Raw genomic sequence first — 24600 nt, forward strand, 5'->3', positions numbered from 1 at the left:
TGTCACCTGTCAGTCGGCGGCGGGCGGGTTCAGGGCTTGCTCGCTGAGCTTGTCGGCCAGGCGCACGAAGGCGGCCAGGTCGAGTTGCTCGGGACGCAGGCTGCCATCGACGCCGGCGGCTTCGATCTCGGCATTGCTCAGCAGCAACTTGAGGGTGTTGCGCAGGGTCTTGCGGCGCTGGTTGAAGGCTTCGCGAACGACGCGCTCCAGCAATTTGTGGTCTTTGGCCGGATGCGGCAGTACCGCGTGAGGCACCAGGCGCACGATGGCCGAATCAACCTTGGGCGGCGGGTTGAACGCGCCCGGGCCGACGTTGAACAGATGTTCGACCCGGCAGTGGTACTGAACCATGATCGACAGGCGGCCCCAGTCACCGCCGCCAGGACCCGCCGCCATGCGCTCGACCACTTCTTTTTGCAGCATGAAGTGCATGTCGCGGATCAGGCTGGCGTTATGCAGCAGGTGAAAAATCAGCGGTGTAGAGATGTTGTACGGCAGGTTACCGACCACGCGCAGGCTGCCCGGCGCAGCATTCAGGCTGGTGAAGTCGAACTTCAGCGCATCACCCTGATGCAGGCTGAAGTTGCTTCGACTGGCGAACTGCTGATTGAGGATCGGGACCAGGTCCTTGTCCAGCTCCACCACGTCCAGTTGTGCGCCGCTGTTGAGCAGGCCTTGAGTCAGGGCACCCTGGCCCGGGCCGATTTCCAGTACGCGGTCTTCGGCCTTGGCATGGATGGAGCGCAGGATTCGGTCGATAACACCTGCATCGTGCAGGAAGTTCTGGCCAAAGCGTTTGCGCGCCTTGTGTTGGTAATGCTCGGTCATAAACGGGTCTCGGCCATCTGGTAGGCGGTTTCCAGGGCGACTTGCAGGCTGCCGGTGTCGATTTTTCCGCTGCCGGCCAGGTCCAGGGCGGTGCCGTGGTCGACCGAGGTGCGGATGATCGGCAAGCCGAGGGTCACATTGACTGCCGCGCCGAAGCCTTTGTATTTCAGCACGGGCAGGCCCTGGTCGTGGTACATCGCCAGCACTGCGTCGCAGTGCTCCAGATATTTGGGGGTAAACAGAGTGTCGGCGGGCAGGGGGCCACGAAGGTCCATGCCTTCACCGCGCAGGCGCTCTAATGTAGGTTCGATGATGTCGATTTCTTCATGGCCCAGGTGTCCGCCTTCACCGGCGTGCGGGTTAAGCCCGCAGACCAGGATGCGTGGCTGGGCGATGCCGAATTTTTCTTGCAGGTCGGCGTACAGAATTCGTGTGACCCGCTCCAGGCGCTCCGGTGTGATCGCATCGGCAATCTCGCGAAGGGGCAGGTGCGTGGTGACCAGTGCTACCCGCAGTCCACGCGTGGCCAGCATCATCACCACTTGGGCTGTATGGGTCAGGTCAGCGAGGAATTCCGTGTGGCCGGAAAAGGCGATCCCGGATTCGTTGATCACACCCTTGTGCACGGGGGCGGTGATCATTCCGGCGAAGTGCCCGTCCAGGCAGCCCTGGCCGGCACGGGTCAGGGTTTCCAGGACGAAAGCGGCATTGGCCTTGTCCAGCTGGCCGGCGATGACCGGCGCATTGAGCGGTGTGTCCCAGACGTACAAACTGTTCGCAGGCGCAGGCACATCCGGCCAGCTGTCCGGCGTTACCGGCAGCAGATCGACAACCACACCCAGCTGCGCGGCCCGCTCAAGGAGCAGGTCGCGGCTGGTAATGGCAATCAGGGGATGTGGCTGGGCGTGCGAGGCGAGCAGCAGGCACAGGTCGGGACCTATGCCGGCCGGTTCGCCGGGTGTCAGCGCGAAACGCTTGGGTTTCACTGCGCTGCCTGGCTTGCACCAGGGAGTTTGATTTCTACGTACGCTTCGTCACGGATCTGACGCAGCCAGGTTTGCAGCTCTTCGTCGTATTTGCGGTTACGCAGTACGGTCATCGCCTGTTGCTCGCGAGCCTGGGCGGTGCTGTCGGTGGCGCGGCGGCCCAGCACTTCCAGAACATGCCAGCCGTATTGGGTTCTGAATGGCTTGGACAGCTGACCTTGCGGGGTCTTGGCCATCACTTCGCGGAACTCGGGCACCAGTGCGTTCGGGTCGATCCAGTTCAGGTCGCCGCCGTTGAGGGCAGAACCCGGATCTTCGGAGTAGCTTTTCGCCAGTTCGCTGAAGTCTTCACCGGCTTCGATACGGGAGTAGAGCGACTCGGCCAGGGCCTTGGTTTTCGCTTCGTCGCGAATCGGGCTTGGTTTGACCAGGATGTGGCGCACGTGCACCTCATCTCGCGTCTGGGTTGCACCGCCACGCTTGTCGAGAATCTTCAGGATGATGAAGCCACCCGGTGTGCGCATTGGCTGGGTAACTTCGCCCACCGACATGGTGCTCAACATGCGATCAAATGGAGGTGGCAATTGAGCGGCTTTACGCCAGCCCATGTCGCCGCCTTCCAGTGCAGTTTCGCTGGCAGACTTGGCGATGGCCAACTGACCGAAGTCAGCGCCTTGCTTGAGTTGCTGGTAAATCGCGTCAGCCTGTTTGGCAGCATTCTGAATCGCGTCGGAGTTGGCACTTTCCGGCGTAGGAATCAGGATGTTGGCCAGACGGAACTCCTCAGACAATTGCATCTTGCCAAGGTCGGAGGCGAGGAAGTTCTTCACTTCCTGTTCAGACACCTGGATGCGCTCGGCCACACGGCGTTGACGCACACGGCTGATGACCATTTCACGGCGAATCTGTTCACGGGCGTCGTCGTAAGACAGACCGTCGTGAGCCAGCGCGGCACGGAATTGATCGACCGACATGTTGTTACGCTGGGCAATGGTGCCCACCGCCTGGTTCAGTTCTTCATCGGTAATGCGGATGCCCGAACGTTCGCCGATCTGCAATTGCAGGTTTTCGACGATCAGACGCTCAAGCACCTGCTGCTCCAGCACGCTGGCTGGCGGCACGGCGGAGCCACGCTTGGCAATGGTTGCCTGAACTTCATGAACGCGTTGGTCCAGTTGGCTCTGCATGACCACGTCGTTGTCGACGATAGCCACCACTTTATCGATGGACTGTACGGCGGCATTAGCCGCGGTACCCAGGAACAGCGCGCCCAGCAGCAGCGGGCGCAGACAATCAGAAAGCTTGGTCTTCACGTTCACGATAACCTTGGATGCCTTTGTCGAGGAAGCTCTCTACTTTGGCGCCGGTGAGGCCGCCGAGACCTTTCAGAACGATTTGTAGGAAGACGCCATGGTCGCCTTTTTCGTTTTCCGGAGCTTGTTGGCTGAACTCGTCGTAATCAACGAAGTAACGGTTGATCACGCGCAGCTTCCAGCAGCAGTTGTCGTACTCGAAACCACCGAAGGCTTCCAGGGTCCGGTCGCGGTTGTAGTCATACTGCCAGCGGCTGATGAGGTTCCATTGCGGTACGATCGGCCAGATCACGGAGAAGTCGTGCTGCTGGATTTTGTAGTAATCCTTCACGTAGTTAGGCGTGCCAGGGGTGCCGTAGTCGCCGCCAAACTGCCATTGACCGGTGTTCTGGTTGTAGATCACCTGATCGTTACGATAGCGATAGCCGGCGTTGATGACCTTGTTCGGGTTGTCTTCAGGCTGGTAGTGGAACATCGCGCTACCCGAGCGAGGGCTGCGGCTGTCCGGGTCCCAGTTGTAGTCGGCTGTGGTGCGCCAGTCGCGGTTCCAGCGGTATTCGTATTCCAGTGCATATGGTGAAACATTGGCTTGTGCATCGGCGCGGGTTTTTGGATTGATACCCGGCAACTGGACTTCGCGGTCCTTGAAGTACATGGCCTGACCAATGCTGATGCGTTGGCGTTCGAAGCCGTCGTCTTCGATCCAGCGGTTAGTGATGCCCAGCGACAGTTTGTTCTCATCGCCGACACGGTCGGTGCCAGAGAAGCGGTTGTCACGGAACAGCGACGCATAGTTGAAGGTGTATTCGCTGGTATCGAATACCGGAATATCTTCCTGGTTCTCCTCGGGGACGTAGAGATAGAACAGGCGCGGTTCAAGGGTCTGGCGATAATTTTTGCCGAACCATTGGGTATTACGATCGAAGTACAGGCCGCTATCGATGCTGGCAATCGGCACGCCCATATTTTGGTTGCTGCCGAAGTTGCCATTGAAATTTTTGGTCCCGGCGGCAGCTGCGGCTTGATCCTGAGCGACGATTTGACCTTTGCCAATACTGTCCAGATCCAGTTGGTACTGGGTGTATTGATACTTGAGCGACGGTTTCAGGAAGCCATAAGTCCAGTTCAGCGGCAGGCTGACAACCGGCGCCAGGTTGAGGCGATCACCGGTGGCACGGGCCAGGCCTTGAATATTAGTGTCCAGGCGCGGGGACACATTGCCGTCCTGGTCAGTGTACGTGCCGTTTTTCAAGTCCCGATCAAACCGCACGACTTCGGTCTTATACGAAAAATCCAGCCCGCCCGGGTGATACGGCAGAGAGCCATTGAAGTTGATCTGCGGCAAGCGGTCGTATGGCGTAATGTTCGACACGGACGCCAGCTGATAAGCGTAAGCGCTCAACGATGCCGTGTAGTTATCGCCGCGATACACCGCTGCGCCCGACTGGTTAACGTAATCAGTGTGTTTCACACCAATCTGGTCTGTCTGCAGATCCTGGAAGTAGTAAGGGTCACTGATCTTGGTGTAATCGACCTGCGTGTAAACGCGAGAATCCAGACCGCCCTTGTGCTGCCAGTTATACATGTAGCGTTCTTTCTGGAAGTCAGTCTGCTTGTCGCGCTCATCGCTTTCGTCGTTGAGGTACGCCCCACCGAACTGACCTTCGCTGGACTTGGTCAGGTAGCGGAATTCGCCTTCCATCAACAAGCCATGCTTTTCCATGTAACGCGGGTACAACGTGGCATCGTAGTTCGGTGCCAGGTTGAAGTAATACGGGGTGACCAGCATGAAGCCGGTATCGCTGCCGGTGCCGATGGTCGGCGGCAGGAAGCCCGACTGGCGACGGTCGTCGATCGGGAAGTAGATGTACGGCGTGTACAGGACAGGAATGTCCTTGACCCGCAGTGTCACGTTGGTCGCGGTGCCGAAGCCGGTCGCCGGGTTCAGGGTGATGTTGTTACCCTTGAGCTGCCAGGCGTTGCTGTTCGGTTCGCACGTGGTGTACGTACCATCCTTGAGGCGGATGATCGCGTTTTCGGCACGCTTGGCGTACAGCGCGTTACCGCGGATACGGGATTTGTGCATCACGTATTCGGCGTTGTCGACCTTGGCTTCACCGGTGTCGAGCTGCACGTCGGCGTGGTCGCCGACGATCAGTGCGCCGTTGTCGCGGATGCGTACGTCGCCAGTGAGTTCGGCGCGGCTTTCGGCCTGATACAGGCTGGCCTCGTCGGACTCGACCTGCATGCTGCCCTGACGCAATACGACGTCACCGGCCAGTGTGCCGATCTGATCTTCGGTGTTGTAGCGCGAGGCCTTGGCGCCGATAAAGGTCGGTGCGTCACTTTTATTCGTCTTGTCATTCATGCCAGGACGAATCGGTTCGATATAGGAACCAGAGCAATAAGGACCGGTTTCGGCCAGTTGCGCGGCAGTGAGGTTCTCGCGTGGAACCCAGTCGAGGTGACTGTAGTCTGCACTACGCGACTTCATGCCGCGGCCCTTGGACTCGGTAACGAGTACAGGCTTGGCTTCGGTGCTTTCGCTGGAACCGCTCTCAGCTGCCGCTTCGCCAGTGGCGGAGACGGCGCTGCCCTCATGGACAGGGCGCGGTGGCAATGCCGCCGCGGGCGATTTTGGCGCACAGTTCCAGGCACCCGAAGCAGAGACTGAGCAGTCATACTGTTCCGCAGCGACCACGAATGAAGTGGCTAGGGGTTGCAGGGCCAGCAGACTGCCGGTAACCAACAACGGAAATTTTTTACGAAACGCGGGGGATTTCAATGCCATCTTATTAGTCCGGGCTTCCTGCGTGCCATCTGCCCGCGGTGTGGGCCGCACGCCTCTCGATGGTCTGAAAAAGATGCTGGATAATAAAGCATGACCCGCTTGACGGCTAGCGCCGTCGGAGACCCTTGCAATGCCTGACCAAGATGTACGTTTGCAACACCTGAAAGTTTGGCTCGATGAGCAGTTGGCGATTCTCTTTGCAGAACAGGGCTGGGGCGCCGTACCCCCGGCCACGTTGACCGCGGCCAGTAGCGACGCGAGTTTTCGGCGCTATTTCCGCTGGGAAGGCGAGGGCAAAAGTTTCATTGTGATGGACGCGCCACCGCCCCAGGAAAACTGCAAACCCTTCGTGGATATCGCTTTTTTGCTGGCGAAATCCGGAATAAATGTGCCGAAAATTTATGCCGAAGACCTCGAGCGCGGTTTTCTTTTGCTCAATGACCTGGGCAACAAGACTTATCTCGACGTGATCGACAGCGAAAATGCCGACGATTTGTTCAACGATGCCCTGCAAGCACTGCTGGCTTTTCAGCAGTTGCCGATGGTTGCGCCATTGCCGAGTTATGACGTCGCACTGTTGCGTCGCGAGCTGGAACTGTTCCCGGACTGGTACGTGAAACACGCGTTGGGCATCGAGTTCGACGCGGCGCAGAAAATGCTTTGGCAAAACGTCACCGATCTGTTGATCGACAGCGCCCTGGCCCAGCCCAAAGTCTTGGTGCATCGCGACTACATGCCACGCAACCTGATGCTCAGCGAACCGAATCCGGGCGTACTGGATTTCCAGGACGCGGTGTACGGTCCTGTGACCTACGACGTGACCTGCCTGTTCAAGGACGCCTTCCTCAGCTGGCCTGAAGAGCGTGTGCGTGGCTGGCTCGAAACTTACTGGCAGCAAGCCGGCGCCCTCGATATTCCGGTTCAGCCGGACTTCGAAGAGTTCCTGCGAGCCAGCGACCTGATGGGCGTGCAGCGTCATCTGAAAGTCATCGGCATCTTCGCCCGCATCTGCCATCGCGACGGCAAGCCGCGCTACCTCGCCGACGTGCCGCGCTTCTTTGCCTATATAGATGCCGTGATCGCCCGCCGTCCTGAACTGGCCGAGCTGGATGTGTTGCTGCTGAGTCTGCGTGCCGGAGCGAATGCATGAAGGCAATGATTCTGGCGGCCGGCAAGGGCGAGCGCATGCGCCCGTTGACCCTGACCACCCCCAAACCGCTGGTTCGCGCCGGCGGCGTGCCATTGATCGAGTACCACCTGCGCGCCCTCGCGGCGGCCGGGTTCACCGAGATCGTGATCAACCACGCCTGGCTCGGTCAGCAGATCGAAGATTATCTGGGCGACGGTTCGCGCTATGGCGTCAGCATTCAGTACTCGCCGGAAGGCGAGCCCCTGGAAACCGGCGGCGGGATTTTCCGCGCATTGCCGTTGCTGGGGGACGAGGCCTTTGTGGTGGTCAATGGTGACATCTGGACCGACTACGACTTCAGCGTGCTGCATCAGCCCATCAACGGGCTGGCTCACCTGGTGCTGGCGGATAACCCGGCCCATCACCCGACGGGCGATTTCACGTTGCTCGACGGGCATGTGCACGACGGTCGCCCGGAGACAACGACCCTGACGTACAGCGGCATCGCAGTGCTGCATCCGCACCTGTTCGACGGCTGTTCGGACGGAGCCTTCAAGCTTGCACCGCTGTTGCGCAAGGCCATGGCCGATGGGCAAGTGACGGGTGAACGCCTGAAAGGTCAATGGGTGGATGTCGGTACGCACCAACGCCTGGCCGACGTTGAAACCCTGATAGAAGCGAGCCGCTGAGATGCTGTGGCCAGGGACTCTGATCGGAGCCGGAGCAGGCTTTGCCATCGCCAGCATTCCGGGGGCCATGCTCGGCGCCTTGTTGGGGCAGGCGCTGGATCGGCGCTTGCACCTGCAAAGCGTTGGGCACTTGCTTGAAAAGCTCGGCGGTCGTCCGATGCTGCGCAATGACGAGCTGCTATTCGTGTTGTTGGGGCGCTTGGCCAAGAGTGACGGGCGAGTAGTGGATGGCCATATTCAGCAGGCCCGCCAGGAAATGCGTGCTCTGGAGATGACAGATTCGGCGCAGCGTCGTGCCATTGCCGCGTTCAATCGCGGCAAGTCCGGCAATGACCGGTTACGCGGCTATCTGCGACGCTTGAGTGCTCAGCCGCATGCGGCGGAAGGTGTATTGCGCGCCTGTTGGCGGATGGTCTGGGCCGATGGTCGTGCCGGCAGTCATGAGCGCGAGCTGATCGCCCAGTGGGGTAAGTGGCTGGGCTGGACGCCGCATCAGGTTCAGGCGCTGGCCGCCGATTATGAGCAGCACAAGCGGCCGCAAGTCAGCAGCGCGATCACCTATCAGGATGCGTTGCGGCTGTTGGGGGTGTCTGCAACCAGCGAGCCGGCGCAGATCAAACGCGCTTATCGACGCCTTCTGAGTCGACATCACCCGGACAAGATCGCCGGCAGCGGGGCGACGGCGTTGCAGGTACGTGAGGCAACGGACAAGACGCGTGAATTGCATGCGGCTTATACGTTGATTCGTGAGCGGCGGGATTTTCGGTAGCAGGAAAGAGATCTGTCGCCCGTTATGCCCTCATCGCGGGCAAGCCACACTCCCACAGGTTTTATGTCGATAGCAAAAGTTGCGTGCGACTCAAATCCTGTGGGAGCGTGGCTTGCCCGCGATGAGGGCACTGCGGTCTATCAGTCCGCCACGTTCTGCGGATTCAACCAACCGCGCACCCGGCGCACCAATTGCTCCTGCTCAGCCTTGGCATTCCCCGGTAACGCCTTGAGTGCCACCTGACTGAACGCCGACGACTTCAACCGTTTGCTGGCCTGCAGGCGTTCCAGCGCCGCTTTGCGATCCGGCGGCTTATCCACATAGAAAAGGTCCGCAGTCGGCAGCTTTAAAGTCGGCGTCAGTTCGGCCAGTTCAGGCTTTGCTGTCACCGGTGTCTGGGCCGCGACCATCACAAACTTTTCCACTTGCGAGGGCTGTCTCTCGCTCAGATAACGCGCTGCCCAGTAAGCGCCCGTGCCATGGCCCAGCACGACAATGCTGCGAGCACTTTGCTGTTCGGCATAAGCGATGGCGGCGTCGATGCGCGCGAAGATGCGCTCGGCGTCGGCCTTGGCCTGATCTTCGGTTGTTTCGGCGACGGCCTTGTCAGCCACTTCCGCTTCACCACCGGCGGCCTGCTCGATAGGCGCCGCGGTGGTGGAGTCCTTGCTGGCGGTCTCCGGCGCTTTGGGCGCCGGCGCGACTTCGACGATGCGTGGCGCAATGGCGTCGCTTTGCAGGTCCGGCAAGGTGATACTCAGGCTGCTCCATTTGGCGTCCGGCAATTGACGGCGCAAAGGACCGATTGCTTGCGGCCAGTCAACAGTTTCACCAGCGCCCGGGATGATAATCACCGTGCCCTTTGGCTCGGGGGTGTTGGCCGGCTTCCACAGGGCGAGAAAAGTATCGGTGCCGGCTTGCAGCTGTTGCTGTTCCTGAGCGGGGACTTTTCGCTCAAGTGCTGTCGCTTCTTCCTGACTACGCTCAGGCAGTGGCTGGCGTTCGACCGGTTTTTCTTCTGCGGGTTTTTCTGCCGTGGCAGGGGCCGGGTCGGCGGCCTCGACAGAAAAGGCACAAGGCAAGATCAGCGACAGGCACAATGCTGGCAGTGCCAGGCGGTAGACAGGGGGCATCGGATATTCCAGGCCAGAAGTGATTCCGGCAGCCTAATGGGTTAGTCAGTGTTTGTCAGTGTGTGAGATTTCGATGATGCGTTTACGCTGCCTGTGGGTTATCGGCTGCTTGTGGTTTCCCTTGATGGGGTGGGCGGCTTCCGCGCCGCCGGGGCATGCCGCGGCCTTGTCACCCGAGCAACAACAATGGCTCGCAGCCCATGACGAATTGCGCGTCGGCGTGGTGTTGCAGGCGCCTTATGCTCAATACGATCGCCGCTTGCAGCGTTTGTCCGGGGTCAACGTCGAGCTGATGAAATGGTTGGCCAGTGCGCTCAAGGTCGAGCTCAGCTGGAGAAATTTCCCGGACGTCGCGCAACTGGAAGACGCCGCGCGCGAGGGGGAAATCGACATCGCCGTGGGCCTGACGCAAACCCCGGCCGGTTTGCGCCTGTGGCAATTTACCGACCCGTACATGCGGGTTCCGCAACTGGTGGTCAGTGATGAAAAAGGCACCGGCGTCGTGGAACTGGAGAAGCTCGACAGCCAGACCCGCGTCGCGGTGCGCATGCCCAGCGCGACCGCCGATTATCTGCGCAGCAACTATCCCCATCTGAACCTGCAAGGCGTGCCCATCGAGCGTCAGGCGCTGCAACTGTTGCTCAGTCAACAGGCGGGTTACGCCGTGGTCGACGAGGCGCAACTGGGGCGTTTGTCCGCCGAACCGGAGTTCGCCGGCCTGGTCGTGGTGGGCGACATCGGCCTGCCACAATTGCTGCGCGTGGCTACTCGCCGGGATTGGCCGGAACTGGCGAGTATCGTCGGAAGCGCGCTACGGGCAATCCCGGCCAAGGACCTGGAACAACTGCACAACCAATGGCTACAACCCAAGTACCCGCGACTCACCGAGTCCCCCGGTTTCTGGCAAAACCTATGCCTGCTGTTTGCCGTCATGCTGTTGAGCAGCATGGCCATCGTTTTTTGGCAGCGGCGGCAACAGCACAGTCTGGAGGGACGTCTGTTGGCTGCGCGTGAAGACATTGCGTTGCGCGAGGCCAGCGAAGAGGCGTTGCGCCTGACGCAGTTTTCCATCGATCAGAGCACCGTCGGCATTCTCTGGGTCAACTGGGACAGCCATGTGCGCTACGCCAACCGTGCCGCCGAAAACATGCTCGGCTACGCTCCGGGCGGGATCATCGACCGGCCGCTGATTGACTTCGAACCCGGCCTGCACATGGACCGCTGGTTGAATCTGTGGAAGCGCGCACGGGCCAGTGACGAAGGGCCGCAAAGCTTCGAAACCCACTGCGTGCGGGCCGATGGCAGTATTTTGCCGACGGATGTCTCGTTGAGCTTCATGCGCTTTCGTGATGGCGAATACCTGGTGGTCTACCTCAACGACGTTACCGAACGCCGCCGCGCGCTGGCCGCTTTGCAGGAAAGCGAGGCGCGTTTGCAGGGGATCGCGGCCAACGTTCCGGGACTGGTCTTTCGCCTGGAGCGCGCACCGGTGACGGGGCAGATCGACTTTGCCTACATCAGTGAAGGCAGTGAAACCCTGGTGGGGTACTCACCGGCCACCCTGGCCCATCGCGACAAAGGCCTGCGCAGTCTGGTGCACCCGGACGACAAGGCCAGCTATCACCAGACGCAGGACCATGCGCTGGACACTGACAGTGACTGGTCGTGGCAAGGACGGATCCTGACCCGTTCGGGCGAACAACGCTGGGCCGAGATCAAGGCCATCACCCGTAAGCTCGAAGATGGCGCCTACGTCTGGGACGGGATCGTCTGGGACATCAGCGAGAGCAAGCGTATTGAGCTGGAACTGGCCAGCTCCCGCGAACAGTTGCGTGAATTGTCGGCTCACCTGGAAAGTGTGCGCGAAGAAGAAAAGGCGCGCATCGCCAGGGAGGTTCATGACGAGCTGGGCCAGATGCTGACCGTGCTCAAACTGGAAACGTCGATGTGCGAACTGGCCTACGCGCAACTCGACCCGGGCCTGCACGAACGCTTGAACAGCATGAAGCGCTTGATCGCTCAGTTGTTCCAGTTGGTGCGCGACGTGGCCACGGCGCTGCGACCACCGATTCTCGATGCCGGCATCGCTTCCGCCATCGAGTGGCAGGCCCGGCGTTTCGAGGCGCGCACGCAGATTCCGTGTCTGGTGCAGGTGCCGGAGAATCTGCCGGTGCTTAGCGATGCCAAGGCGATTGGCTTGTTCCGGATCCTTCAGGAAGCCCTGACCAATGTCATGCGCCATGCCCAGGCGCATACTGTTGAACTGTCGCTGGCGCTGGAAGGCGACGAGTTGTGCCTGACCGTCAGTGATGATGGCGTAGGATTTGTTGCCGCGACGGGCAGGCCGACCTCCTTCGGGGTGGTGGGCATGCGTGAGCGGGTGTTGATCATGGGTGGGCGGTTGTCGCTTGAGAGTGAACCGGGGGAGGGTACGACCCTGAGTGTGCGGGTGCCGCTGGATGCAGTCTGATGGTTTTTGTGGTGTTTTAGCTTGCTCGCGATACATCTTGGCTCTGAAATAAAAAGAATGGAGAAGAACGTGATCCGTGTACTGGTAGCCGAAGACCACACCATCGTCCGTGAAGGCATCAAGCAGTTGATCGGCCTGGCCAAGGATTTGCTGGTGGTGGGGGAGGCGAGCAATGGTGAACAGTTGCTCGAAACCTTGCGGCATGTGCCGTGCGAGGTGGTATTGCTCGACATCTCCATGCCAGGCGTGAATGGCCTGGAGGCGATTCCGCGGATTCGTGCGCTGAACAATCCGCCCGCCATCCTCGTGTTGTCGATGCACGACGAAGCGCAAATGGCCGCGCGGGCGTTGAAGGTCGGCGCTGCCGGTTACGCGACCAAGGACAGTGATCCGGCGCTGCTGCTAACTGCGATTCGTAAAGTGGCGGCAGGTGGGCGCTACATCGACCCGGACCTCGCCGACCGCATGGTGTTCGAAGTCGGCCTGACCGATTCGCGGCCGTTGCATTCATTGCTGTCGGAACGCGAGTTTTCGGTGTTCGAACGCCTGGCCCAGGGCGTCAACGTCAATGACATCGCCCAGCAACTGGCCCTGAGCAGCAAAACCATCAGCACCCACAAGGCGCGGTTGATGCAGAAGCTCAACATTACATCCCTGGCGGAACTGGTGAAGTACGCGATGGAGCACAAACTCCTCTAAAAGCCCTGTTACCCCTTGTAGGAACACAGCTTGCTGGCGATGGCGTCCTTGAGATCGCCATCGCCAGCAAGCTGTGCTCCTACAACGGGTGAAGCATCGCCATATCCATTTGCGACATGCCTGGAGCCCCGCCTCTTCCTGTTCTTGCGGCTTGTAGCTGAAAGCTTGCAGCTGCATTTGTCAAAACGCGCCATCCTTGTAGGGCGATCCCTACCCCAAACCTTCCATACGGCTGAGGCGATTCTCTCCTGCGCCCCGATTTGCGTGGTCGGCAGGGTCCACTAGGCTTAGTCCCACAGCAGTCATCAATAACAAAGGTGTGGGTATGAGCCAGGTCGATTCAAGCGCAGGGGCCAGTGACATTCTGGTCAGCTTTCGTGGAGTGCAGAAAAGCTACGACGGCGAGAACCTGATCGTCAAAGACCTCAACCTGGACATTCGCAAAGGCGAATTCCTCACCTTGCTCGGGCCGTCCGGTTCCGGCAAGACCACCAGCCTGATGATGCTCGCCGGTTTCGAAACACCGACCGCAGGCGAAATCCTGCTGGCCGGGCGTTCCATCAACAACGTGCCGCCACACAAGCGTGACATCGGCATGGTGTTCCAGAACTACGCGTTGTTCCCGCACATGACCGTCGCCGAGAACCTCGCGTTCCCGCTGACCGTGCGCGGCCTGAACAAAAGCGACGTCAGCGACAAGGTCAAAAAAGTCCTGAGCATGGTCCAGCTCGACGCCTTTGCTCAGCGTTATCCGGCACAACTGTCCGGCGGTCAGCAACAGCGTGTAGCGCTGGCCCGTGCCTTGGTGTTCGAACCGCAGCTGGTGTTGATGGACGAACCCCTTGGTGCACTCGACAAACAACTGCGCGAACACATGCAGATGGAGATCAAACACCTGCATCAGCGCCTCGGCGTGACCGTGGTTTACGTGACCCACGACCAGGGCGAAGCCCTGACCATGTCCGACCGGGTAGCGGTGTTCCACCAGGGCGAGATCCAGCAGATCGCACCGCCGCGCACCCTTTACGAAGAACCGAAAAACACCTTCGTCGCCAACTTCATCGGCGAGAACAACCGCCTTAACGGCCGCCTGCACAGTCAGACCGGTGATCGCTGCATCGTTGAACTGAGTCGCGGCGAAAAAGTTGAAGCGCTGGCGGTCAACGTCGGCAAGACCGGTGAGCCGGTCACGCTGTCGATTCGTCCCGAGCGCATCAGCCTCAACGGTTCAAGCGAGTCATGCGTCAACCGCTTCTCAGGGAGGGTGGCGGAATTCATCTATCTGGGCGATCACGTCCGGGTTCGCCTGGAAGTCTGCGGCAAGACCGACTTCTTCGTGAAACAACCGATTGCCGAGCTTGATCCCGCGCTGGCTGTCGGCGACGTGGTACCGCTTGGCTGGCAGGTCGAACACGTTCGCGCGCTCGACCCACTTCTAGAGGCGCACTAACGCCCCCGCAATACCAACACCAACCCTGCACGTGGAGAGAACAATAAATGTTGAGATCCCTGAAATTCACCGCCCTGGTCATGGGCATGATCGGTGCGGCACACGCGATGGCGGCGGGTCCGGACCTGACTGTGGTGTCCTTTGGCGGGGCGAACAAGGCGGCGCAGGTCAAAGCCTTCTACGCACCGTGGGAAGCGGCAGGCAACGGCAAGATCGTGGCGGGCGAGTACAACGGCGAAATGGCCAAGGTCAAAGCCATGGTCGACACCAAGAGCGTGTCTTGGGACCTGGTAGAAGTTGAATCGCCAGAACTGTCCCGTGGTTGCGACGAAGACATGTTCGAGCAGCTGGATCCGAAGCTGTTCGGCAAAACCGAAGACTACGTCAAAGGTGCTATCCAGCCGTGCGGCGTGGGTTTCTTCGTGTGGTCGACCGTGCTGGCCTACAACGCCGACAAACTGGCTTCCGCGCCAACCAGCTGGGTGGATTTCTGGGACACCAAGAAATTCCCGGGCAAGCGTGGCCTGCGTAAAGGCGCCAAGTACACCCTGGAATTCGCTCTGATGGCCGACGGCGTTGCGCCCAAAGACGTCTACAAAGTACTGGCCGGCAAGGATGGTCAGGACCGCGCATTCAAGAAGCTCGATGAGCTGAAGCCAAACATCCAGTGGTGGGAAGCCGGTGCACAACCGCCGCAGTACCTCGCTTCCGGTGACGTGGTCATGAGCTCGGCCTACAACGGCCGGATCGCTGCCGTGCAGAAAGAAAGCAACCTGAAAGTCGTGTGGAACGGCGGCATCTATGACTTCGACGCATGGGCGATTCCAAAAGGCCTGGACAAGACACGCGCTGAAGCGGCGAAGAAATTCATCGCTTTCTCGGTGATGCCGCAGCAGCAGAAGACCTACTCGGAAAACATCGCTTACGGCCCGGCCAACACCCAAGCCGTACCGTTGCTGTCCAAGGATGTCCTGAAAGACATGCCGACCACCCCGGAAAACATCGCCAACCAGGTGCAGATCGACGTCAGCTTCTGGGCTGACAACGGCGAGCAACTGGAACAGCGCTTCAATTCCTGGGCTGCGAAGTAAGCGAGTCGCACAGGACGACGGTTCGCCGGATGATCGTTCCCACGCTCTGCGTGGGAATGCCGCCCGGGACGCTCCGCGTCCCTGTGACGCAGAGCGTCACTGGATGCGTTCCCATGCAGAGCGTGGGAACGATCAGTACTAAAAGTTCGAGGCGGTGTTTACCGCCTCTGTAACGATCAAAGATTTCCGGAGTACGCCATGGCCACCGCCATTCCCCTGAACGCGGGCACTGACCCCACCTTGAAGCAGCGACTCCGGCACGCCGAGCGGGTCAACCGCTGGAAAGCCCAGGCCTTGATCGCGCCGCTGGTGCTGTTTCTGTTGCTGGTGTTCCTGGTGCCGATCGTGGCGCTGCTCTACAAAAGCGTGGGCAACCCGGAAGTGGTCGGCGGTATGCCACGCACCGTGTCCGCCATCGCCAGTTGGGACGGCCGAGGCCTGCCCGCTGAACCGGTTTACAAAGCGGCCAGCGAAGACCTCGCCGAAGCCCGCAAGAATCAAACCCTGGGCGATTTGTCCAAGCGCCTGAACATGGAACTGGCCGGCTACCGCAGCCTGCTGACCAAAACCGCCCGCGCCTTGCCGTTTGCCACCGAGCCGGCCTCTTATAAAGAAGCACTGGAAGGTCTCGACGAACGCTGGGGCGACCCGGCCTACTGGCAAGCGGTGCGCCGCAACGCCAGCAGCATCACGCCTTTCTACCTGTTGGCGGCGGTCGATCATCGTATCGATGACCTCGGTGAAATCGCCCCGGCCACACCTGACCAGGCGATCTATCTCGACATCTTCGCCCGGACCTTCTGGATGGGCCTGATCATTACGGTGATCTGCCTGCTGCTCGCGTATCCATTGGCTTACCTGCTGGCGAACCTGCCATCGCGTCAAAGCAACCTGTTGATGATTCTGGTCCTGTTGCCGTTCTGGACCTCGATCCTGGTGCGCGTCGCCGCGTGGATCGTGTTGCTGCAATCGGGCGGGCTGATCAACAGCGGCCTGATGGCCATGGGCATCATCGATAAACCGCTGGAACTGGTGTTCAACCGCACCGGGGTCTACATCTCCATGGTGCACATTCTGCTGCCGTTCATGATCCTGCCGATCTACAGCGTCATGAAAGGCATCTCGCCGACGTACATGCGCGCAGCGATTTCCCTCGGCTGCCACCCGTTCGCCAGCTTTTGGCGGGTGTACTTCCCGCAGACCTATGCCGGTGTCGGCGCCGGTTGCCTGTTGGTGTTCATCCTCGCCATCGGCTACTACATCACCCCGGCGTTGCTGGGCAGCCCGAACGATCAGATGGTCAGCTACTTCGTCGCCTTCTACACCAACACCAGCATCAACTGGGGCATGGCGACCGCACTCGGTGGGCTGCTGTTGCTGGCGACCGTGGTGCTTTATCTGATTTACAGCTGGCTGGTGGGCGCCAGTCGCCTGCGCCTGAGCTAAGGGGAGAACGAAATGCTGAGTCCTTATATGTCGCCCGTTGAGCGGGTGTGGTTCTACAGCTTGCGGATTCTCTGCGGCTTGATCCTGTTGTTTCTGATTCTGCCGGTGCTGGTGATCATTCCGCTGTCGTTCAACTCGGGCAGTTTCCTCGTGTACCCGCTGCAAGGTTTCTCGCTGCACTGGTACCAGGACTTCTTTGCCTCGGCCGAATGGATGCGTGCATTGAAGAACAGCATCATTGTCGCCCCGGCGGCGACGGTGCTGGCGATGGTCTTCGGGACGCTGGCGGCGATTGGCCTGACCCGCGGTGATTTTCCCGGCAAGGCGCTGGTCATGGCGCTGGTGATTTCGCCGATGGTGGTGCCGGTGGTGATTATCGGTGTGGCGAGTTACCTGTTCTTTGCCCCGCTGGGGTTGGGCAACAGCTTCTTCTCGCTGATCGTGGTGCACGCGGTGCTGGGTGTGCCGTTTGTGATCATCACGGTGTCGGCGACCTTGCAGGGGTTCAACCATAATCTGGTGCGCGCCGCGGCAAGCCTGGGTGCTTCGCCACTGACCGCGTTTCGCCGGGTGACGTTGCCGCTGATTGCGCCGGGCGTGATTTCGGGGGCGCTGTTTGCCTTCGCGACGTCGTTCGATGAAGTGGTGGTGACGTTGTTCCTCGCCGGCCCCGAGCAAGCGACCTTGCCACGGCAGATGTTCAGCGGGATCCGCGAAAACCTCAGCCCGACCATCGCCGCCGCAGCGACATTGCTGATCGCCTTCTCGGTGATCCTGTTGCTGACCCTGGAATGGCTGCGCGGTCGCAGCGAAAAACTGCGCACCGCCCAGGTCTAACGCCACACACCATCCCCTGTGGGAGCGAGCTTGCTCGCGATAGCGGACTATCAGTCGACATCAATGTTGAATGTTAGTCAGTCATCGCGAGCAAGCTCGCTCCCACATTGGTTTTGTGCGGTGTTCGAGATCGTTGGTCATTCACGACCCGAATAGCAGACAAACCCCAATCCCCAGCTACTATTGTGCCCAGCTCCCCTATCTATAAGAGGCTGCGCACGATGAGTCTTTCCTCTTTCAAAATCGCTCACAAACTGATCACCGGCGCAGGTGCCATCGAGCAGCTCGCCGCTGAACTGACCCGTCTGGATGTCGACAATCCGCTGATCGTCACCGATGCCGCGCTGGTCAAGTCCGGCACGGTCGAATTGGCGCTGGCGCAGCTGGGGGGCCGGTCCTACGAGATATTCGACCGGGTGCTGCCAGACCCGGAAATTGCCATCGTCGAAGACTGCATGCGGGTGTACCGCGACGGCGGGCATGACGGCTTGATCGGTCTGGGCGGCGGCAGTGCCATCGACATCGCCAAGAGCGTGGCGGCGTATGCCGGTTACCACGGCGCGCTGGAAGATCTGTTCGGCATCGATCAGGTGCCGCGCAAGGGGCCGCCGCTGATCGCGATCCCGACTACTGCCGGCACCGGTTCGGAAGTCACCAACGTGGCGATCCTTTCCGACAAGGTCGCGCAGCTGAAAAAAGGCATCGTCAGCGACTATCTATTGCCAGACGTGGCGCTGGTCAGTCCGCAAATGACCCTGACCTGTCCGCGCAGTGTCACCGCCGCCAGTGGCGTCGACGCGCTGGTGCACGCCATCGAATCCTACCTGTCCGTCAACGCCTCGCCGATTACCGACGCCCTGGCCATCGGCGCCATCAAGCTGATCGCCAAGGCGTTGCCCAAGGCCTATGCCAATCCGTCCAACCTGCAAGCGCGCGAAGACATGGCCACCGCCAGCCTGATGGCGGGCATGGCGTTCGGCAATGCCGGGGTCGGCGCGGTGCATGCGTTGGCGTATCCACTGGGCGGACGTTTCAACATTGCACATGGTGTCAGCAACGCCTTGTTGCTGCCCTATGTCATGACCTGGAACAAGATGGCCTGCGTCGAGCGCATGCAGGATATTGCCGAAGCCATGGGGGTGAAGACCGCTCATTTGAGCGCCAACGAAGCGGCGGACAAAGCCGTGGAGGCGATGACGGCTCTGTGCACTGCGGTAGAAATCCCGTTGGGCCTGCGCAGTTTCGGTGTTCTCGAAGATGCGATCCCGGCCATGGCCGCAGAAGCGGCGGGGATCGAGCGCCTGATGCGCAATAATCCTCGCAAATTGAGCGCCGTCGATATCGAGAAGATCTACCGGGCGGCGTACTAGAGCGCTGCCAGCGCAAATTGATCGAAGGCAGCCCCAATCATCGCGGTCACAGTGCGCGCGCCAAACTATGAGGTATACAATGCGCGCCATCGTGATTCTGCTCAAAAAAGGTGCGTCATGCAGCCCTTCGTCATTGCTCCGTCGATTCTCTCCGCCGACTTCGCCCGCCTGGGTGAAGAAGTGGATAACGTCCTGGCCGCCGGTGCCGACTTCGTGCACTTCGATGTCATGGACAACCACTATGTGCCGAACCTGACCATCGGCCCGATGGTGTGCGCGGCGCTGCGCAAGTACGGCGTGACCGCGCCGATCGACGCGCACCTGATGGTCAGCCCGGTGGACCGCATCGTCGGTGACTTCATCGAAGCCGGCGCGACCTACATCACCTTCCACCCGGAGGCCTCACAGCACGTCGACCGTTCCCTGCAACTGATCCGCGAGGGCGGTTGCAAATCGGGCCTGGTGTTCAACCCGGCAACCCCGCTGAGTGTGCTCGAATACGTGATGGACAAGGTCGACATGATCTTGCTGATGAGCGTCAACCCAGGCTTCGGCGGGCAGAAATTCATCCCCGGCACCCTCGACAAGCTGCGCCAGGCGCGCGCCTTGATCGACGCCTCGGGGCGTGACATCCGCCTGGAAATCGACGGTGGCGTCAATGTGAACAACATTCGTGAAATCGCTGCGGCGGGCGCGGACACCTTCGTCGCAGGGTCGGCGATTTTCAACGCGCCGAACTATCAGGAAGTGATCGAGAAGATGCGTGCCGAACTGGCGCTGGCTCGCCCATGAGTGGCTTTGAGCAGCTGTTCCCGGGGCGTCTGCCGCGGCTGGTGATGTTCGATCTGGATGGCACGTTGATCGATTCGGTCCCGGACCTCGCAGCGGCTGTGGATCACATGCTGCTCAAGCTGGGCCGCAAACCCGCCGGCCTCGAGTCGGTACGGGAATGGGTCGGTAACGGCGCGCCGGTATTGGTGCGTCGTGCGCTGGCGGGTGACATCGAGCACTCGACGGTTGATGACGTCGAGGCTGAACACGCGCTGGAGATTTTCATGCAGGCCTATGGCGCGAGCCATGAGCTGACCGTGGTTTACCCCGGTGTGCGTGACACCCTCAAGTGGCTGAATAAACAAGGCGTGGAAATGGCGCTGATCACCAACAAGCCGGAACGCTTCGTCGCGCCGCTGCTGGATCAGATGAAAATCGGCCGCTACTTCAAATGGATCATCGGCGGCGATACCTTGCCGCAGAAGAAACCTGACCCGGCCGCGCTGTTTTTCGTGATGAAAATGGCCAACATTCCGGCCTCGCAGTCCTTGTTCGTCGGCGATTCGCGCAGCGATGTGCTGGCGGCGAAAGCGGCAGGGGTCAAGTGTGTGGCGCTCAGTTATGGCTACAACCATGGCCGGCCGATTGCCGAAGAGTCGCCGGCGCTGGTGATCGACGATCTGCGCAAGCTAATTCCCGGTTGCCTGGATCCGGCCGCTGAGATAACGTTGCCCGACGCTGTTCAACCCCCTGCTGGAAACGCCATCGTGGTGGTCACTCGCAAACTCTGGATGAAAGTCATCAAGGCCCTGGCCCGCTGGCGTTGGCGCGCCTGACTTGTTCCTGGCCGGCCTACCGGCGCGTTTGCATACCTGACTGTTAGACCCTCAAGCCACGAGGCTACCCCATGATCCGCGAAGAATTCCTGCGTTTGGCCGCTGCCGGCTACAACCGCATCCCGCTTGCCTGCGAAACCCTGGCTGACTTCGACACGCCGCTGTCGATCTACCTGAAACTGGCCGACGAGCCGAACTCCTACCTGCTGGAATCGGTTCAGGGCGGGGAGAAGTGGGGCCGTTACTCGATCATCGGCCTGCCATGCCGCACCGTGCTGCGCGTGCATGACCATCACGTCAGCGTGACCGTCGACGGCATCGAGACCGAAAGCCACGACGTGGAAGACCCGCTGGCGTTCGTCGAAACCTTCAAGGCCCGCTACAACGTGCCGACCATCGCCGGTCTGCCGCGCTTCAACGGCGGCCTGGTGGGGTACTTCGGTTATGACTGCGTGCGGTATGTGGAGAAGCGTCTGGGCAAATGCCCGAACCCGGATCCACTGGGCGTGCCGGACATTCTGCTGATGGTCTCCGACGCGGTGGTGGTGTTCGACAACCTCGCCGGCAAGATGCACGCGATTGTGCTGGCCGACCCGGCGCAAGACGGTGCATTCGAGCATGGCCTGGAACGTCTGGAAGAACTGCTGGAAAAACTTCGCCAGCCGATCACGCCGCGCCGTGGCCTGGATTTCAGCAAACAGCAGTCGGCTGATCCGGTGTTCCGTTCGAGTTTCACCCAGGACGATTACGAAAAAGCCGTCGACACTATCAAGGAATACATCCTGGCTGGCGACTGCATGCAGGTCGTGCCGTCCCAGCGCATGTCGATCGACTTCAAGGCTGCACCGATCGATCTGTACCGGGCGCTGCGTTGCTTCAACCCGACGCCTTATATGTACTTCTTCAACTTCGGCGACTTCCATGTCGTCGGCAGTTCGCCGGAAGTGCTGGTGCGGGTCGAAGACAACCTGATCACCGTGCGCCCGATTGCCGGCACCCGTCCACGCGGGGCCAACGAAGAGGCCGACCTGGCGCTGGAAAAAGACCTGCTGTCCGACGACAAGGAGATCGCCGAGCACTTGATGCTGATCGACCTGGGCCGTAACGACACCGGTCGGGTCTCGGAAATCGGTTCGGTGAAACTCACCGAGAAAATGGTCATCGAGCGTTATTCCAACGTGATGCACATCGTGTCCAACGTCACCGGGCAGTTGAAGGCCGGGCTGACGGCGATGGACGCGCTGCGGGCGATCCTGCCGGCGGGCACGTTGTCCGGTGCGCCGAAGATTCGTGCGATGGAAATCATCGACGAACTGGAACCGGTAAAACGTGGCGTCTACGGCGGCGCGGTCGGTTACTTTGCCTGGAACGGCAACATGGACACCGCGATTGCGATTCGCACGGCGGTAATCAAGAACGGCGAACTGCACGTGCAGGCCGGTGGCGGCATCGTGGCCGACTCGGTACCGGCGCTGGAGTGGGAAGAAACCCTGAACAAACGCCGCGCGATGTTCCGCGCCGTGGCCCTGGCCGAACAAACCCCGGACACCTGAGTCCACGCAATACCTCCCTGTAGGAGTGAGCCTGCTCGCGATGAGGCCAGCACAGCCAACATAGATGTCGCCTGGCCTATCGCCATCGCGAGCAGGCTCACTCCTACAAGGGGTCGTGCGAACACCCAAAAAAAACGCGGCGCCTGTGAAGGCGCCGCGTTTTTTATGGCCGATCGAGTTAGAAGTCCAACGCAACCCCTAAATTAATCCCTTGCTGGGTAAAGTCGTCATCCTTGCGAATGTTATAGCTGGCGCGCAGTGCCAGTTCCTTGGTGAGGTTGTGGCTCACCCCCAGGTTCACCCGGTTCAGGTTGGTTTGCGGGGTGTAGCCTTCCAGCGTGAACTGGTTGTTTGGCAGGGTGTTGAGGTTGATCGCCACGTCCTGGGTATCGTCGTTGTACTCACGCTCGTGAGCCATTTCACCGAATACCTGGGTTTGTGGGGTGATCTGGTATTTGCCCTGCAAACCGATGCCGAGGCGGCGGGAAATACTGTCCTGGTCGCCATAGGTCAGCGCTGTGGAATCATTGCCGTCCTCTGAATAACCATCGACTTTGACCTTGGAGAAGTCGGCGCTGACAAACGGCGACAGGTGCCAAGGGCTGCTGGCCTGTTGGGCGATGTCATAGCCGATGCGGGCGCTGAAGGCTTCGACGAAGCCACTGGTGTCGCCTTTCTCGCTGCGCTCGTTGGCGCCCAGCTGGAATTTACGCTTGAGGCTGTCGTAGTCCAGATGCCCGGCGGTCAACGCCATGTCAGCCCATATACGATTTTGTTGGTATTGGGCGAATGCGGTGCCCAGGTAAGTGTTGAGCTTGTAGTCGGAGTCGTTCGTCCCGGCTTCGAGTTTCTGGTTATAGAAACCGGCCGCTACGCCCACGCGCCAGGCATCGTCGAGGCGATAGCTGCCGCCGATGTTCAGGTTGTAACCATTGCCGTCGGCGCTGACGACGCTGTCCTGACCATCAAAGTCCTGATGCTGGCCACCGCCGGAAACAATGGCGCGCCATTGGCCGACGCCTTGCCAGTTTTCCCAATCGGCCAGCCATTGGTTGCGCAGTTCATCCTGGTGTGCGCGCAAGGTGCCTTGGGCCATTTGCGGCAGCAGCGTCAGCTCCCACGGCGCCGACAATAGCGAATACGCGTAATCGGCAATCAGGCGTTGCCCGGCTTCGGTCGGGTGCACCGAGTCGTTGTAGATCAGCTTGGTCGGGTCGGGGGTGGCGCTGTTGATGCCGTAACGGGTGTTCTCGGTGCAGCCGCTACCGCTGAAGCAGGTCGCGGTCAGGTTCTGGTCGGTCGCCAAGCCGAACTGCGCCGGATTGGCGAACGCTTCATTGAGCAACACCGGAATGTTCAGCGGGATCACTTCGGCATTGATGTTCTGCAGTCTGCTCACCAGCTCCGTGTTGAACTGGGCGCTGAGCTGTGAGGTGAACGCTTGCAGCGGGCTGCCGTTGATTGCCGGCGTCAGGCCGATGTCGGGCAGCAGCCAGACCATGATGTATTTGGCACCGGCGGTTTGCAGCGTCTGCACGCTGTTGGCCAATCGATCGGCGGCGGCGCTGGCCTGGGGCAGGCTGGTCACGCGCCCTTGCAGGAAGTCGTTGCCGCCACCCGACAGGTAATACAGCGCGTTCGGGTCAGCCCGGAAGTTGTTCGATGGCAAGTATCCGGCACGGGTGCGATCGCCGGTGGCGGACGTGCTGGTGATCGAATCGAGAATCTGATCGGTGCGATAACCGCCGACGGCCCAGTTGTTGCCATCGGGCTGGCCATTGCTGGCGCGCACCGCCGAAGACGATGAAGCGGTCTGGTCCGCGGTGTACCCCAGTTTGCCACCGAGAATCTGCGTGGAGTTGAGCGAGCGGACTTCGCCGCTGCCATCCAGATAAACCGGTCCCGTCCGGTTGGTATACCGCTGAGTCGCTCCGGCAGGCCCGCCGGTGTCGGCAAAGGTGCCGGCATCGTTGAGGCTGTCGCCGAAGACGACGAAATGGGTGTACGGATTCGGTGCGGCGTACGCTTGAGCGCAGGCCATGGCGAGCAAGCATCCTGCGAGCGGTACAAACAACGTCTGTTTGATCATGAGCAAGTCCGTTTATTTATTGTTTTAGGAGAACGAAACGACAGTACCAAAAACGTCCGGCCTTTTGCCATCCGTCGCGAAGCCTTTGAGAGTTTCGCGAGCAGCAGCCCCGGCCATATTGCACGCTCTGCCCAGCTAAGTTACTGTGCCGAGACGTATGAATGAGACCTTCCCCGTGTTGATCATCAGTAAACTCCTGGATCAAGTCATCAAGGCACACGCCCGCTGGCGTTGGCGCGCCTGAATTCTTTTGCCGGTTCCGCCGGACCTGTACCGCTTTGCCTTCTTTACCCGTTTGAAATGCCGCTTTGCTGGCGCTACCCCGGCACCTGACAAAGCGCAGCGCTCTG

Annotated in this window: 19 protein-coding genes; 13 read left to right on the top strand and 6 right to left on the bottom strand. The window is 60.3% G+C overall.

Annotation, left to right across the window (positions count from 1 at the left end):
* Positions 1–9: 9 nt before the first annotated feature.
* Genes rsmA through D882_RS0130470 form a run of 4 tightly spaced genes read right to left on the bottom strand, consistent with a single transcriptional unit; the run spans position 10 to position 5918 of the window.
* Positions 10–828: a 16S rRNA (adenine(1518)-N(6)/adenine(1519)-N(6))-dimethyltransferase RsmA gene (rsmA, locus tag D882_RS0130455; RefSeq protein ID WP_027926728.1), complete on the bottom strand. Its 819-nt coding sequence runs from the start codon at positions 826–828 to the stop codon at positions 10–12.
* Entirely contained in the window at positions 825–1814 is a 990-nt protein-coding gene (gene pdxA, locus D882_RS0130460; protein ID WP_027926729.1) for a 4-hydroxythreonine-4-phosphate dehydrogenase PdxA, read from the bottom strand. Before pdxA ends, rsmA begins: the two co-directional genes overlap by 4 nt.
* Positions 1811–3133 carry a peptidylprolyl isomerase SurA gene (gene surA, locus D882_RS0130465; RefSeq protein WP_027926730.1) on the bottom strand — a complete coding sequence of 441 codons (1323 nt, stop codon included), beginning with the start codon at positions 3131–3133 and terminating at the stop codon, positions 1811–1813. The genes pdxA and surA overlap by 4 nt, the downstream gene beginning before the upstream one ends.
* The gene (locus D882_RS0130470) at positions 3108–5918 is read right to left on the bottom strand and encodes an LPS-assembly protein LptD (protein ID WP_027926731.1); all 2811 of its coding nucleotides are present in this window, start codon (positions 5916–5918) and stop codon (positions 3108–3110) included. The genes surA and D882_RS0130470 overlap by 26 nt, the downstream gene beginning before the upstream one ends.
* A gap of 130 nt (positions 5919–6048) precedes the next feature.
* Between D882_RS0130470 and D882_RS0130475 the strand changes: the two genes are divergently transcribed.
* Genes D882_RS0130475 through D882_RS0130485 form a run of 3 tightly spaced genes read left to right on the top strand, consistent with a single transcriptional unit; the run spans position 6049 to position 8505 of the window.
* A complete protein-coding gene (locus D882_RS0130475; RefSeq protein ID WP_027926732.1) occupies positions 6049–7068 on the top strand; it encodes an aminoglycoside phosphotransferase family protein in 1020 nt (339 codons plus the stop codon).
* Positions 7065–7736 carry an N-acetylmuramate alpha-1-phosphate uridylyltransferase MurU gene (murU, locus tag D882_RS0130480; RefSeq protein ID WP_027926733.1) on the top strand — a complete coding sequence of 224 codons (672 nt, stop codon included), beginning with the start codon at positions 7065–7067 and terminating at the stop codon, positions 7734–7736. Before D882_RS0130475 ends, murU begins: the two co-directional genes overlap by 4 nt.
* A 1-nt stretch (position 7737) precedes the next feature.
* Positions 7738–8505, top strand: coding sequence for a TerB family tellurite resistance protein (locus D882_RS0130485; RefSeq protein WP_027926734.1), 768 nt, complete (start codon positions 7738–7740; stop codon positions 8503–8505).
* A 140-nt stretch (positions 8506–8645) separates the two neighbouring features.
* On the opposite strand, the gene D882_RS0130490 is transcribed toward D882_RS0130485, so the two are convergent.
* Positions 8646–9638, bottom strand: a complete 993-nt coding sequence (locus D882_RS0130490; protein WP_027926735.1) for an alpha/beta hydrolase family protein — start codon at positions 9636–9638, stop codon at positions 8646–8648.
* A 73-nt stretch (positions 9639–9711) separates the two neighbouring features.
* Here D882_RS0130490 and D882_RS0130495 point away from each other — a divergent pair, with 73 nt between their 5' ends.
* The 10 genes from D882_RS0130495 to trpE all read left to right on the top strand — a co-directional run bounded on the left by D882_RS0130495 (position 9712) and on the right by trpE (position 22161).
* On the top strand, positions 9712–12108 hold the full coding sequence (locus D882_RS0130495) for a PAS domain S-box protein (protein ID WP_027926736.1): 2397 nt from the start codon (positions 9712–9714) through the stop codon (positions 12106–12108).
* A 57-nt stretch (positions 12109–12165) separates the two neighbouring features.
* The gene (locus tag D882_RS0130500; protein WP_172825925.1) at positions 12166–12807 is read left to right on the top strand and encodes a response regulator transcription factor; all 642 of its coding nucleotides are present in this window, start codon (positions 12166–12168) and stop codon (positions 12805–12807) included.
* 325 nt (positions 12808–13132) lie between these two features.
* Positions 13133–14257, top strand: a complete 1125-nt coding sequence (locus tag D882_RS0130505; RefSeq protein ID WP_027926738.1) for an ABC transporter ATP-binding protein — start codon at positions 13133–13135, stop codon at positions 14255–14257.
* Positions 14258–14304: 47 nt separating this feature from the next.
* Complete coding sequence (locus D882_RS0130510; protein ID WP_027926739.1) at positions 14305–15348, top strand: ABC transporter substrate-binding protein; 1044 nt, start codon at positions 14305–14307, stop codon at positions 15346–15348.
* A 198-nt stretch (positions 15349–15546) separates the two neighbouring features.
* The gene (locus tag D882_RS0130515) at positions 15547–16794 is read left to right on the top strand and encodes an ABC transporter permease (RefSeq protein WP_027926740.1); all 1248 of its coding nucleotides are present in this window, start codon (positions 15547–15549) and stop codon (positions 16792–16794) included.
* A gap of 12 nt (positions 16795–16806) precedes the next feature.
* A complete protein-coding gene (locus D882_RS0130520) occupies positions 16807–17631 on the top strand; it encodes an ABC transporter permease (RefSeq protein ID WP_027926741.1) in 825 nt (274 codons plus the stop codon).
* Positions 17632–17852: 221 nt separating this feature from the next.
* Positions 17853–19001 carry an iron-containing alcohol dehydrogenase gene (locus tag D882_RS0130525; protein ID WP_027926742.1) on the top strand — a complete coding sequence of 383 codons (1149 nt, stop codon included), beginning with the start codon at positions 17853–17855 and terminating at the stop codon, positions 18999–19001.
* 117 nt (positions 19002–19118) lie between these two features.
* The gene (gene rpe, locus D882_RS0130530; RefSeq protein WP_027926743.1) at positions 19119–19793 is read left to right on the top strand and encodes a ribulose-phosphate 3-epimerase; all 675 of its coding nucleotides are present in this window, start codon (positions 19119–19121) and stop codon (positions 19791–19793) included.
* A complete protein-coding gene (locus D882_RS0130535; protein WP_027926744.1) occupies positions 19790–20608 on the top strand; it encodes a phosphoglycolate phosphatase in 819 nt (272 codons plus the stop codon). Before rpe ends, D882_RS0130535 begins: the two co-directional genes overlap by 4 nt.
* Before the next feature lie 71 nt (positions 20609–20679).
* Positions 20680–22161 carry an anthranilate synthase component I gene (trpE, locus tag D882_RS0130540; protein ID WP_027926745.1) on the top strand — a complete coding sequence of 494 codons (1482 nt, stop codon included), beginning with the start codon at positions 20680–20682 and terminating at the stop codon, positions 22159–22161.
* Between the two features lie 178 nt (positions 22162–22339).
* Here the strand turns inward: trpE and estP are convergent, their stop codons facing one another.
* Complete coding sequence (estP, locus tag D882_RS0130545; protein WP_027926746.1) at positions 22340–24250, bottom strand: esterase EstP; 1911 nt, start codon at positions 24248–24250, stop codon at positions 22340–22342.
* Positions 24251–24600 lie beyond the last annotated feature (350 nt).

It is taken from the genome of Pseudomonas sp. URMO17WK12:I12 (genome assembly GCF_000514395.1).
In the GTDB taxonomy this organism is placed as follows: domain Bacteria; phylum Pseudomonadota; class Gammaproteobacteria; order Pseudomonadales; family Pseudomonadaceae; genus Aquipseudomonas; species Aquipseudomonas mucoides.